The sequence below is a fragment of the Ruegeria sp. BB7 genome (assembly GCF_056539365.1).
In genome coordinates this window covers 56,087-69,430 of the sequence record NZ_JBQFUV010000005.1, presented here as the reverse complement: position 1 = coordinate 69,430, position 13,344 = coordinate 56,087, and the positions used below count along the sequence as shown (strand labels likewise).

The 13,344-nt window shown below is 59.9% G+C and carries 10 protein-coding genes; 4 read left to right on the top strand and 6 right to left on the bottom strand.

The genetic code is table 11. The annotated features are described in order from the left end of the window. Positions 1 to 91: 91 nt before the first annotated feature. A complete protein-coding gene (locus ACR0D7_RS10765; protein WP_480679010.1) occupies positions 92 to 940 on the top strand; it encodes a 2-keto-4-pentenoate hydratase in 849 nt (282 codons plus the stop codon). On the opposite strand, the gene ACR0D7_RS10760 is transcribed toward ACR0D7_RS10765, so the two are convergent. From ACR0D7_RS10760 to ACR0D7_RS10745, 4 genes are read right to left on the bottom strand one after another with little or no spacing between them, the layout of a single operon-like run. Next, on the bottom strand, positions 941 to 2,983 hold the full coding sequence (locus ACR0D7_RS10760; RefSeq protein ID WP_480679009.1) for a hypothetical protein: 2,043 nt from the start codon (positions 2,981 to 2,983) through the stop codon (positions 941 to 943). Next, complete coding sequence (locus tag ACR0D7_RS10755) at positions 2,980 to 5,742, bottom strand: DUF4159 domain-containing protein (RefSeq protein ID WP_480679008.1); 2,763 nt, start codon at positions 5,740 to 5,742, stop codon at positions 2,980 to 2,982. The genes ACR0D7_RS10760 and ACR0D7_RS10755 overlap by 4 nt, the downstream gene beginning before the upstream one ends. Continuing rightward, positions 5,739 to 6,614 carry a DUF58 domain-containing protein gene (locus tag ACR0D7_RS10750; protein ID WP_480679007.1) on the bottom strand — a complete coding sequence of 292 codons (876 nt, stop codon included), beginning with the start codon at positions 6,612 to 6,614 and terminating at the stop codon, positions 5,739 to 5,741. Before ACR0D7_RS10750 ends, ACR0D7_RS10755 begins: the two co-directional genes overlap by 4 nt. Beyond that, the gene (locus ACR0D7_RS10745) at positions 6,611 to 7,618 is read right to left on the bottom strand and encodes an AAA family ATPase (RefSeq protein WP_480679006.1); all 1,008 of its coding nucleotides are present in this window, start codon (positions 7,616 to 7,618) and stop codon (positions 6,611 to 6,613) included. Before ACR0D7_RS10745 ends, ACR0D7_RS10750 begins: the two co-directional genes overlap by 4 nt. A gap of 64 nt (positions 7,619 to 7,682) precedes the next feature. Here ACR0D7_RS10745 and ACR0D7_RS10740 point away from each other — a divergent pair, with 64 nt between their 5' ends. Then, positions 7,683 to 8,261, top strand: coding sequence for a DUF1285 domain-containing protein (locus ACR0D7_RS10740; protein WP_480679005.1), 579 nt, complete (start codon positions 7,683 to 7,685; stop codon positions 8,259 to 8,261). Here ACR0D7_RS10740 and ACR0D7_RS10735 read toward each other — a convergent pair. Next, positions 8,258 to 9,202, bottom strand: a complete 945-nt coding sequence (locus ACR0D7_RS10735) for a DMT family transporter (RefSeq protein WP_480679004.1) — start codon at positions 9,200 to 9,202, stop codon at positions 8,258 to 8,260. The genes ACR0D7_RS10740 and ACR0D7_RS10735 overlap by 4 nt on opposite strands. 175 nt (positions 9,203 to 9,377) lie before the next feature. Here ACR0D7_RS10735 and ACR0D7_RS10730 point away from each other — a divergent pair, with 175 nt between their 5' ends. Next, complete coding sequence (locus ACR0D7_RS10730) at positions 9,378 to 10,133, top strand: hydroxypyruvate isomerase family protein (RefSeq protein WP_480679003.1); 756 nt, start codon at positions 9,378 to 9,380, stop codon at positions 10,131 to 10,133. 62 nt (positions 10,134 to 10,195) lie between these two features. Then, the gene (locus ACR0D7_RS10725) at positions 10,196 to 10,426 is read left to right on the top strand and encodes a DUF2798 domain-containing protein (protein ID WP_170382150.1); all 231 of its coding nucleotides are present in this window, start codon (positions 10,196 to 10,198) and stop codon (positions 10,424 to 10,426) included. 45 nt (positions 10,427 to 10,471) lie between these two features. On the opposite strand, the gene polA is transcribed toward ACR0D7_RS10725, so the two are convergent. Then, entirely contained in the window at positions 10,472 to 13,273 is a 2,802-nt protein-coding gene (gene polA / locus ACR0D7_RS10720; protein ID WP_480679002.1) for a DNA polymerase I, read from the bottom strand. Between the last annotated feature and the right edge of the window lie 71 nt (positions 13,274 to 13,344).

Below are 13,344 nucleotides of genomic sequence, written 5' to 3'. Positions count from 1 at the left end.
CCCAGCATCCGAACAGAGCGTGAAGAAGTGTTTAAGCCGTTGCCCCTGCTCCGACGATCATGTCAGGGTTACTGAAAACCGGAGTTCGGCCATGCGACGAAAGACGTACTTATTCATACTCTGCGCCGTCATTCTCGGCTCTCAGGCAGCGGCAGAATGTGCTTCGGACGCTCAGATCGACCAGTACGTGCAGGACTATCTGAACAATACACCCACAGTGGCTTTGTCTGCGGGTGGCAGCATGCAGGACGCGTTGTGCACACAAACCAAAGTGATAGCCGCGTTAGAGCCGCATCTGGGGCCGGTGATCGGCTATAAGACGGGTCTGACCAGTGCCCCCGCGCAGGAGCGGTTCGGCGCTTCCGAACCGGTGCAGGGCGTCCTGTTTCGCGACATGATGTTGGATGATGGGGCGAGGGTGCCAATTGCGTGGGGCGCGCGCCCGGTCTTTGAGGCCGATTTGGTGTTGGTCGTCGGGGATGACGGGATCAATCAAGCAACAACTCCGGCCGAGGTTATCGCCAATATCGCATCCATACGCCCGTTCATCGAACTGCCTGACCTGACACTGGCCAAAGGAGAGCCGATCTCGCCAGTGACCCTGACTGCCATTGGGGTCGCGCCGAAACTTGGCGTATTAGGCTCTGAAATACCGGTAACTGACCCTGATGCGATGACACAAGCTCTGACGGATATGACTGTAACCCTCAGCGCAGCGGACGGAGAGGTTCTGGCACAGGCACCGGGCGCAGTGGTTCTGGGGCATCCGGCCAACGCTGCCCTCTGGTTGATGTCGAAAGGGATCGAGTTTCAGCCCGGCGACCTGATCTCGGTCGGGTCTTTCGGGCCGCTCATGCCGCCAGCAAAAGGCAAGGGCGGGGCATCCGCCACATATATCGGCCTGCCCGGCGACCCCACTGTCAGCGTGGTGTTTGAATAATCACCGCCGTCCTTCGCGCAGCCAACCGCCCAGCAGGAAGCCGCCCGCCAGCATCAGCACCAGCCAGGGCGGCAACAGCCCGGCCTGTGTGACATCGCGCGTCTCATATGCCTCGCGCGGGGTAAGACCGATCCAGCCCCGCCCCGAGGCCGGGCGCCCGGACCTTACGTTACGGATCGAGGGCAACCCGTCTTCCAACCGCATCACGCCGCCTCGCAACTCGTCCAGAACCGGCTCCAGAATCTCTCCGGTTGCGATGGTGCGCTCGAACTCCTTTGGCGCCGCGGGGCCAAGACCGATCACTGCCATCTGATCGCCTTCCCAAAGGCGATAAAGACCAATTTCCGGCCCGTAATACAGCGCCTCGAACCGACCCGGAGACACCTCTTCCAGCGTGATTTCAAGCGTTTCACCATTGGGTCGCGTGATGGTGACCGGCCCGACCTCATCCTCCAAAGTTTGGCGGATGATGCGCATGACCTGACCGTTGGCCTCGGCCCACAACGCTTCTTCCTCCAACTCGGGCTCTTTCATCATCCAATGGGCCAGACGACGCAGCAATTCCAGTTGAGGACCGCCGCCTTCAAACCCCCGGCTCCACAACCAGGCATGGTCCGATGCCAGCAGCGCCACGCGCCCCTCGCCCACGCGGTCCAGCACCAGCAAGGGGCGTTCATCCACGCCGGTCATCAACATCTCACCCGTGCGGTGGTTGACGTCGATCTGGCGCAACCACGCGCCCCATTCCTCGGAATCACCCAGATCGGTGGTCACCGGATGGCGATGGCCCAAATCGGTTACCTTGGGAACAAACCGTTCTTCGATCACGCGTGCGGTAGGCTGCGCAGGCAGGATGGGCGCCAAAGGCGAACGAAAGATACTGTCGGCACTGGCGAAATCCGGCCCCGCCGCAATCAGAACCGCACCGCCTTCGTTGATATAGTTGGTGACATTGTCCAGATAAATCGCTGGCAGGATGCCTCGTCGCTTGTAGCGATCAAAGATGATCAGGTCGAAATCGTTGATCTTTTCCAGAAACAGCTCACGCGTCGGGAAAGCGATCAGCGACAGTTCGTCCACCGGCACACCGTCCTGTTTCTCGGGAGGGCGCAGGATGGTGAAGTGCACCAGATCAACCGAACTGTCGGATTTCAGAAGATTGCGCCATGTCCGCCCGCCGGGATGAGGCTCGCCTGAAACCAGCAACACCCGCAGCCGGTCGCGCACGCCGTTCATCTGGATCAGCGCCGTGTTGTTGCGGTCAGTCAACTCGCCCTCGGCCTGCGGCACAGAGAATTGCAGGACGTTGCGTCCTCCATGCGGCAGTGTGATGGGCAATTCCACATCAACGCCGATGGGAAGGCTGAATTGCTCGGGCTCGGCCCCATCCACCGAGATCTCAAGTGGCGCGGTCGGGGCACCAATCGGCGCGGCACCACTGTCTTCGACCCGCAGGGTAAGAGTGACGGGCTCGCCGATAATGGCAAAAGCCGGGGCGTTGCTGACGATCAGGCGGCGGTCCCAGTCGCTTTCACGCCCGGTCTGCAACAGATGCATCGGGGCGGGCAGATCGGGCGCTTGATCGACATCGTGCACAATCCCATCTGAGACCACGAGAATACCGGCGATCCGTGCACGTGGCTCCTCGGCCAGCGCGGCGTTGACGGCGGCCATGACCTGCGTGCCTTCGTCACCATCACCGTCGCCGACCCTAATCCGGCGCAGTTCGGTGTTGTCACGGGCTTCAATCTCGGCTGCCAGTTCTTCAGCCGCCTGCGTGGTCTGCTCAGCACGGTCCGAAAGGGTTTGACTGGCGCTTTCATCCTCGATCATCAGCACGATATCTGTCAGTGGCGCGCGATCTTCGATCTGATAGACCGGCCCGGCCAACGCCGCGATCACCACCAAGGCAGCCAGACCGCGCAGAGCCCAACCGGACAGGCCGCGCCATAGGGCAAGAATGACGCCACCCACCGCGATCGCAGCAACGATAGCAAGCACGGGCCATGGGATCAGCGGATCAAATATGACGGTTCCTGTCATTGTCCCAACCTGTCCAATAGTGCAGGCACATGGACCTGATCGGATTTATAATTCCCGGTCAGCACGTGCATCACCAGATTGACCCCGAAACGATTGGCCAGTTCTCGCTGACGTTCACCTGCATAACCACGCCCGACCGGCAGCAGCGCCTGACCGTTGCGGTCCACCGCCCAGGCTGATGCCCAGTCGTTGCCACCAATTACAACCGGCGTCACGTTGTCGTTGAGATTGCGGAAGGGCATCCCTTCGATCTGTTCCGCATCCAGTGGGGCGGCTTCGACCCAAACCTCGGTACCGGCATAGCGGCCCGGAAAATCCTGCAGCAGGTAAAAAGCACGCGTCAGCACATGATCGCGAGGAACCGGCTCTAATGCGGGAATATTCAGCGGTGCGGCCAGTTGTTGCAGCTTGCGTCCATTGGGGCTGGAGGCCCCGAACTGCGCAACATCCGAATCCCGCGTATCAAACAGGATCATACCGCCCGAGCGCAGATACGCATTCAGCTTCGCATAGGCGTCTGCCGAGGGTTGCGGTTGGTTCGGAGTGATCGGCCAGTAGAGCAGCGGGAAGAACGCCAGTTCATCACGCTCCAGATCCACGCCTATGGGTTCGGCGGGTTCAACCGATGTGCGATAGAACAATGTCTGCGCCAGCCCGCGCATCCCCGCACCGGCCACATCATCGACCTGCGCGTCGCCGGTCAGCACATGAGCCAAAACCAGTTCATGTGTTGCGTTCAGGGCAAATTCAGTCTCTTCAGGCGTCTGTGCCTGCACCTCGGGCACCAGCAGCACCGCACCCAGAGCAACAGCGGCGACTTTGGCCAACCCAAGACGGCCGGACAATGCCAGTGAGGCAATCACATCAACCGTCAGCAGCAGCAGAGCGAGGCTCAGCAAAATACCCCCGATGGGTGTTTCATTTGTTACTTCCTGACCTTTGATCGGCACATCCGATGGCCAAGCCAACGGGGTCAGCACCGTGTCCTCGGACAACACGTTCAGGGCCAGCTTCTGCTTACCACTTTCATATAGGCCCGGCTGCAAATCCGGGCCGATGGTACCAGAGACCAGCTCAACCCCGTCCACACCAGCCAGATTGCCCGCGTCGGACAGGGTACCAAAGCCGTCCATGACCTGAATCGGTTCCCATGTAGTTCCCTGAAACTGGGCGTCTTCGCGGGACTTCGCAGCCGACGCCACGGCCAGACGGTCCAGCATTTCAACAAATAGACCCGAAAGAGGCAGGCTGGACCATTCCGCATCCGCCGTCACATGGAACAGCACCACTTGACCCAGCCCCAGCGCCTTACGCGTCACCAGCGGCGTGCCATCCGACAATGAGGCAATCACCCGGTCAGCCAAGTTAGGATCAGGCTGCGCCATGACCTGAGTGGTAACCGAAACGTCACCAGGCACCTGCAACCCATAGAAGGGCGAGTTTTCGGGGAAAGGCGCCAGCCCCTTGGCCTCACCCCAGCTCATCGCACCACCGACCGAGCGGCCACCGCTGCGCAAGCGAACCGGCAGCAACGTATCCTCGGCGTCGCGCCCCAGATCACTTGCCGCCATGCGCGGGCCAGCAAAACGCAGCAGCAGACCGCCTTGTTCCACCCATTCGACCAGCGCGGATTGTTCTCCGTCAGACAGTTTCGCCACATCGGCCAACACGATCACATCCGGGTTTGCGGGCAACACCTCCAGCAACCCGCCATCAACGAAATCCGCCGTGGGGATGAGAACCTGGGTCAGGTAGTGCAGCGGCGAAAGCAGCTCCAAACCCTCACGGTTCAGCGTTCCGGCGATCAAGGCGACCTCGCGCCTTCGCAGGCTGTCATCGGTCAGTGTTACCGCGCCTGCCGAGCGTTCGCCCTGAAGTTCAAACCGGGTGATCCGGGCACGCAGCTCCGACGGCAGCGCCAGATCCACCTGTGCCTGTGTTTCCCCTGCGGGAAATTCCATCTCGGCCGATTGCAGAACCCGCATCGCACCGGCCGGGTCCCGCCCTTGTGCCGACACTGTGATGGATTCGTTCGGACCGGGCTCTGCTCTTTGAGCCGTCAATTGGATCACCCCGTCCTGATATGCAGCGGGCAAGATGGCCATGACCGGCCTTGGCGACTGATAAACCGTTACCTCGCCCCGCGCCTGCAGCGCAGTCAGAATCCTGTCATGACCGTCATAGGCCAGTCGATCACTGAACCAATGAGTGTCAAAACCAGCATCCAGTTGGTCTATCGCAGCCAGCGCCTGATCTATTTGCACCTCTGTCGGCTGCCACGGGGTTGGGGCCAAGCCCGGCAAACGCCCGCGCCAGGCTTCCGCCGATTGAAACACCGGTGCTTGCGGCTGGGTCAGGCTTAGGATTGCCACTGTGCGACCTGCCCGTCCGGCTTCGGTCAATTGCACATCGACCTGGTCCAGCGTGGACGACCACTGGCTTGCCCCAGCCCAGCTGGCATCCAGCACCAACAGCAAAGGTCCGGTGCCGGTCTGATCGCGTGACGGGTTAAGTACAGGCCCTGCCAGCCCAATGATGATTGCCGCCGCCGCCAGCATCCGCAGCAACAAAAGCCACCACGGAGTCCGGTCCGAAACACTTTCGTCATCCTTCAGCCCCAGCAGCAATGTCACTGCCGGGAACAGCCTGCGGATCGGCGCAGGTGGTACCGCGCGCAGGATCAGCCACAGGATCGGCAGGGTCAGCAGACCCAGCAGCACCCAAGGCGCGGTAAAGCCGATGCCCGCCAGAACCGTCATCGCGTTCCCCCATCCAGCGCCCGATAGAGCCATAATAGAGCCGCTTGTGCGCTGTCTCCGGTGTGGTGCAGACCCAACTGCCAGCCCGTTACGCGGCACAGTTGCGTCAGCGCATCCTTGCGTTTCGCAAGACGCTCCAGATAACGGTCGCGCAGCTCTCCGGCCTTAAGGGTCTCGTGACGGGTCGTGCCGCCGACACTCTCAAAGATGGTGCGACCCCGATACGGGAAGGTTTCTTCGCTCGGATCCAGAACCTGCAATAGAACACCCCGTACACCGCGATCAGCGGCTTTGGTCAGGGCCAGCTCGACTTCGTCCATCGGGCCGAGGAAATCGGAAATGAAAACAGCACGGGCATGCGGGATCATGGCACGGTGTTCAGGCGGAGAATAATCCGTCTCAACATCCTCGGACCACGCTTCTGCAAGCCGAATGATCTGTGCATTGCCGCGCCGGGGCGGCAGGGTGGTACCAGTCAGACCCACACGCTCGCCTCCGCGCACCAACAGGATGGCGGTCGCCAGCCCCAGCAAGCGCGCGCGATCCGCCTTGGTGGGATGGTTCTTGTCCGAGGCAAACCGCATCGACGCGCCCTGATCCACCCACAGCATCACCGATTGCGCGATCTGCCACTCGCGCTCGCGCACGAACTGCTGATCCCCGCGGGCCGAGCGCCGGTGGTCGATCATTCGGCGGCTGTCACCCACCTGCGCGGGCCGATATTGCCAGAAATCATCGCCAAGGCCCGAGCGTCTGCGCCCGTGGTCCCCCAGCAGAACGGTTCCGGCCAGATGTTCGGCACGTGCCAGCAGCGGCGGCAGCCGGGACGCCTCGGCCTCGGATCTTTCACGAAGGGTCAGCGCGGCATTCACGCCGCTGCCTCAGAACGGATCAGACCGGCGGCTGTCGTTTCGATCAGGTCAGCCAGACTGTCGCCGCGCGCGCGCGCCGCGAAGTTCAGCGCCATCCTGTGGCTAAGCACCGGGCGCGCCATGTCCAGCACGTCCTCGGCATTGGGCGCCAGCCGCCCTTGCAACATTGCCCGCGCCCGCACAGTCATCATCAATGCCTGCGCCGCACGAGGTCCGGGGCCCCAAGCGACAGTCTCGGCTACGCGTTCGGATACGCCCGCCTCTTCGGGACGGAATGCCCGAACCAGATCGAGGATCAGTTCAACCACCGAATCCCCCACCGGCATCCGTCGCAACAAAACCTGCGCGGCCAACAGTTCCTCTTTGGTGAATATCTCATGCGCGTCTTCCTCTTCGACACCCGTGGTTGCCAAAAGGATATCGCGTTCGGTCTGACGATCCGGGTAGTCCACGTCGATTTGCACCAGGAAGCGGTCCAACTGCGCCTCGGGCAGCGGATAGGTGCCTTCTTGTTCGATCGGGTTCTGCGTGGCCAGCACGTGGAACGGCTCACCCAACGAACGATCCTCGCCCGCCACTGTCACCGTGCGTTCCTGCATCGCCTGCAGCAGCGCCGACTGGGTGCGCGGGCTGGCACGGTTGATCTCATCCGCCATCAGCAACTGACAGAAGATCGGGCCAGAAATGAACCGGAAATGCCGCGATCCATCATCGGCGGTGTCCAGAACTTCGGAACCGAGGATATCGGCCGGCATCAAGTCAGGGGTGAACTGAATACGGTTGCCGTGCAGCCCCATCACGGTCGACAGCGTCTCGACCAATCGCGTCTTGCCCAACCCTGGCAAACCGATCAGCAAGGCATGCCCGCCGCATAGCAGCGAAGTCAGGGTCAGGTCGACGACCCGTTCCTGTCCGATAAAGCGACGGGTGATCGAGGACTTGGCCTCTTGCAGTTTGGTTTCCAGCGCTTCGATCTCGGACACGAGGTCGGCAGGTTCGGTCATGACTTTCCCTTCCGTGGACTATTATGATTGAAGTGTATCGCGCTGAGAGGAAATGGCAAAAGCAATGAGCGGACAAAAACCTGTGACACCTTCGCCTGATGGCCTGGCTGCATCAGTCAAAGCAACAAAATCCAAGGGTTTGCCTCCCGTTCACCTTTGGAATCCTCCGTTTTGCGGCGATCTGGACATCCGGATCGCAAAAGATGGCACATGGAGTTATTTAGGGTCGCCCATCAACCGGTTCGAGCTTGTGAAGCTTTTTTCCTCGATTCTTAAGAAAGAAGACGGGAAGTACTTCCTTGTGACACCGGTCGAAAAGGTGGGAATCAGCGTCGAGGATGCACCGTTCATTGCGGTCGATTTCGACTTGGAAGGCGAAGGGACGACCCAAACCCTGTCCTTTACCACCCATGTTGGCGATGTGGCGACGGCCGGGTCAGACCATCCGATCCGAATTGTCACCGATCCGGACACAGAAGAACCATCACCCTACATATTGATACGCGCAAACCTCGAGGCACGGATCGACCGCAAAAGCTTCTACCGCCTCGTGGACATCGCCGAACACAAGGACGACTGGTTCGGAGTCTGGTCCAGCGGGCAGTTTTTTCCGCTGATCCGATCAGGCGATCTGCCGGACTAAACCCGGCGAGATGCCCGGCGATCCTGTGCCAGCACGACGGCCAGCGCGACAATACAAGCGCCCAGCGCACGGGTGCTGTTCCACTCTTCACCCAGTATCATCATGATCACCATCACGTAGAACGGTGCGATGTTAATGTGGAATGAGGACAGGGCAACACCCAGCCTTCCGACGGAAGCAATGAAAAACACCTGGCTCAGACCCATAGATATAAGCGCGTAAATCACCAGCATCCCGGCTTGTTGCATGTCAAAAGCGGTTGAGGGCATGAAATCCATTCCAAATAGCGCCGCCCCGGACAGCAGAACCGAGGCCATGACCAAACCTCCGATAAAGGTAATCGTGGCTCGGCCTGTCTGGCTCAATTCAGGAAAATCCCGCGCAGTTGCCATGCTGGCCCAGCAGAACAGGCCGGTCGAGGCAATCGCAAGAGCAGCACCAAGACCCAATTGCGCCGGTGCCACTGCACTTGTTGCAATCAACCCACCGACAATCGACACCAGCACACCTAAAGCGAAATTCCAGTTCAACCGTCGCGTGCCCGCAGTCAACTCCAACAAAGTCGCCGTCAGCGGCGCACAAGATGCGATAATTGCAACTGTCACCGGATCGGTCACCTTCTGCGCCACGATCAATAGGATCATGCCCAGACCGATCCCAAAGCCGCCAACCACCATCGCGCGCATCCAGCGCGCATTCAGCACCCTGCGCGGCCCGTCGATCAACAGCCAGATCGGAACCATCACCGCCACCGCCAGAGCAAGCCGTGCCGCGAACAACGCCACGGGGGGCCAGGTCTGCAAGAGCACCTCGGCCGCGGGAAATCCTGCCGCCCATGTGAGCATCGACGCCACAGCCAATCCGTTCCCGGACAAGGCCGAATTCCCGCCTGCAGACATCGAAAGAGCGTTCCCGCGCGCGGGGTCAGGGCTCATCGCCATTGTGATCAAACCTTCTGTAGGCACGGCGCGCAAAAATGATTCGCCGCGTTTCTACAAACGTCTCTGATTCACATCGGGCGATCTGGTCGATTTTCGACAATCTGTCGTTTTTGGTCCCCTTCCCCAAAAAACGCTGCACCGTTATGGTCCGGCCGACAACTGCCCGAGACCACGCATGCCCAAATTCGCCGCCAATATCTCACTGCTCTTTGCCGAGCTGCCGTATCTCGAGCGTTTCCAGGCGGCGGCAGAGGCCGGGTTCAAAGCGGTCGAGATTCTTTTTCCCTATGAATTGGCTGCCAAGGAAACTCGTCGCGCCCTGCTGGCCAACGGGCTGGAGTTGGTCTTGATCAACGCACCACCGCCGAATTACACGGGCGGAGAACCCGGCTATGCCGCCGTTCCGGGCGGTGAGGCGCGTTTCCAATCCGATGTCCGTCGCGTCCTGCGCTATGCCGAGGCCCTGCGACCGAGCCTGATCCACATTATGGCAGGTTATGCCACCGGGACTGGGGCGCAGGATTGTTTCGTAAGCAACCTGCAATGGGCCGCAGATTTTGCACCGCAGCAGCAGTTCACAATTGAACCCCTCAACCCGTTATCTCAACCGGGTTACTTCCTGAACGATTACGATCTCGCAGCGCAGGTGCTTGATCGCGTAAACCGCACGAATGTCGGTTTGCAATTTGATAGCTTCCACGCCCATTTGATCCACGGCGATGCACAAGCCGTCTGGGATCGCTTTCACCCGCGGATTGTTCATGCTCAAATCGGTGCCGCGCCTGATCGGGCCGAACCGGGAAACGGGCCGACGGATTTCCAGAACCTGTTCTCGGCCATCGACGCCGCGGGTTATACCGGATGGGTCAGTGCCGAATACACGCCCTCGACGCCACGAACACCCGACAGCCTTGACTGGATGCGGGTATAGCACTGGAAATTCAACTGAAAATACGGCACATCAAGGATATCTCGACCACTAGGAAGCCCAATATGATCCCTTCCCGCTATGCACGCGCCATATTCAGCCTGATCATGTCGGGCCTCATGTCCTGCATCGTGACCGGCATCGCGACGGTGAAGGCCATCGGGTTCAGCCCCAGCACGGTCGGAGACTGGCTGGCGTCCTGGGCCTTTTGCTGGCCCATCGCATTCACGGTAATCCTGTTGCTTGGCCCCTCTGTACAACGGTTGGTCAATCGCATGGTCAGTCCACAGGACTGACCCGCTGCGAAGAGGGCCCGCCGGGCCTGATGAGCAGCGCCTTGCTTAGTGCGCCTCGGCCCAATTGGCCCCTTGCCCGGCATCCACGCTCAGCTTCACATCCAGTTTCACTGCCGGGTCCGAGGCGCCTTCCATCACGTCGCGCGCCACGTTGATCACCTGATCCACCGAGTCTTCGGCCACTTCGAACAGCAGTTCGTCGTGAACTTGCAACAGCATCTTTGCGGGCAACCCGTTGATCGCATCCGGCATTCGCACCATCGCGCGCCGGATAACATCCGCTGCAGTGCCCTGAATCGGTGCATTGATCGCTGCCCGGCGCGAGAACCCGGCATGGGGGCCCTTGGCGTTGATTTCAGGCGTATGGATCTTGCGACCGAACAGAGTTTGGACATAGCCATGCTCTTTGGCAAAGGCGACCGTATCGTCCATATAGCGGCGAATACCCGGAAACCGTTCAAAATAGCGGTCGATGAATCCTTGCGCCTCGGCCCGAGGAATGCGCAGATTGCGCGCCAGACCAAAGCCCGAAATACCATAAATTACACCAAAATTGATCGCTTTGGCCTGACGGCGGATGTCCGGTGTCATTTCGTCCAGCGGCACATCGAACATCTCGGACGCCGTCATGGCGTGAATGTCCAAACCATCCGAAAATGCCTGTTTCAGAGCCGAAATATCAGCGATATGCGCCAGAATGCGCAACTCGATCTGACTATAGTCCAGGCTGACCAGCACATTCCCCGGCTCAGCTATAAACGCCTCACGAATGCGACGCCCTTCTTCTGTCCGCACGGGAATGTTCTGTAGGTTCGGATCGGTCGAAGCCAGACGCCCCGTATTGGCCCCGGTGATTGAATAAGACGTATGCACCCGGCCAGTATCCGGGTTGATATGGGTCTGCAGCGCGTCCGTATAGGTCGATTTCAACTTGGACAGCTGCCGCCAGTCCAGCACCCGACGCGGTAGTTCGTGCTCGGTTGCCAGGTCCTCAAGGATGTCGGCACCTGTGGAATACTTTCCGGTCTTACCCTTCTTGCCGCCTTCAAGGCCCATCTTGTCGAACAGGATCTCACCCAGCTGCGCGGGCGAGCCGACATTGAAGTTTTCGCCAGCTAGTTCGTGGATTTCAGCCTCTAACCCGGCCATTTTTTGCGCAAACGCGTTCGACATGCGGCTTAGCACATCGCGGTCAACCTTGATGCCATGCATCTCCATCTCGGCAAGAACCGGGACCAGCGGACGCTCAAGCGTTTCGTAAACCGTGGTCACCTGCACCTGATGCAGCTGCGGCTTGAACAGCTTCCACAGGCGCAGCGTGATGTCGGCATCCTCCGCGGCGTAAGCCGTAGCTTCATCAATCGGCACCTTGTCGAAGGTGATCGCCGATTTGCCCGAACCCAGCAACGGCTTGATCGGGATCGGTGTATGGCTCAGGTACCGCTCGGACAACGTGTCCATGCCATGCCCATGCTCGCCCCCATGCATGGCATAGGACATCAGCATCGTGTCATCGATCGGGGTCACGTCGACGCCGTAACGCTTAAATATCTTGGCGTCGTATTTCATGTTCTGCCCGATCTTCAGGATCGAAGGATCCTCAAGCATCGGTTTCAGCAGGGTTAGAGCCTCATCCAACGGCATCTGACCCTCGGCCAGAGCATCCGAGCCGAACAGATCATCCGCCACTCCCTCGCGGTGGGTCAGCGGGATGTAACAGGCTTCTCCTGCCTCAACACACAGCGAAATACCAACCAGATCGGCGATCATTTCGTTGAGGCCGGTGGTTTCCGTATCAACGGCCAACCAACCCCGTTCATAGGCCTGATCGATCCATTTCTGCAGCACCCCTGCGTCCCGTACACATTCGTATTTGGACGCATCAAACGGCAAGGCCTCGGCCTCTTCCACCTTAGCAGCCGGCGCAGGGGCATCGGCGATCACCGGGGCTTCGGCGCCCAGCTTGTCAGCGATCCGTTTGGTCAGGGTGCGGAACTCCATCTCGGCCAGGAACCCCAGCAGGGTCTCGGCATCCGGGTCCTTCACCTCCAGATCATCCAGCGTGAAATCCAGCGGTGTGTTTTCGTCTAACTGCACCAGCTTTTTCGACAGCTCGATCTGGTCGCGCTTCTCCAATAGCGTTTGACGACGCTTGGGCTGCTTGATTTCTTCCGCACGATCAAGAAGCGTTTCAAGATCGCCGTATTCGTTGATCAATAGCGCCGCCGTTTTCACGCCAATCCCCGGCGCGCCCGGCACGTTATCCACCGAATCTCCGGCCAAGGCCTGAACGTCGACCACCCGTTCCGGCCCCACGCCGAATTTCTCGAACACGCCATCGCGGTCGATGCGCTTGTTCTTCATCGCATCCAGCATTTCCACGCCGCCGCCGACCAGCTGCATCAGGTCTTTATCCGAGCTAACGATGGTGACGCGCCCACCCGCCTCACGCGCCTGCACAGCAAGCGTTGCGATGATGTCATCGGCCTCATAGCCCTCAAGCTCTTTACAGGCGATGTTGAAGGCTTTCGTCGCCTCGCGCGTTAGCGGCATCTGCGGGCGCAGATCCTCGGGCATCGCCTCACGATTGGCTTTGTAGAGATCGTAAAGATCGTTGCGGAACGTATGTGACCCCTTGTCGAAGATCACAGCCACATGGGTCGGTGCGTCCGGCCCGGCATTTCCTTCAACATATTTCTGCAGCATGTTGCAGAACCCTGACACGGCCCCAATCGGCAAACCGTCCGATTTCCGCGTCAACGGAGGCAACGCGTGATATGCACGGAAGATAAAAGCCGATCCGTCGATCAGATGCAGATGGCAGCCTTTTCCGAAATTCGTGGTCATCTTGCGCCCTCTCCTGATCTTATCCGACAACACTAATGCCACGGGCGCGGCGGCAGAACCACCCGCACCAA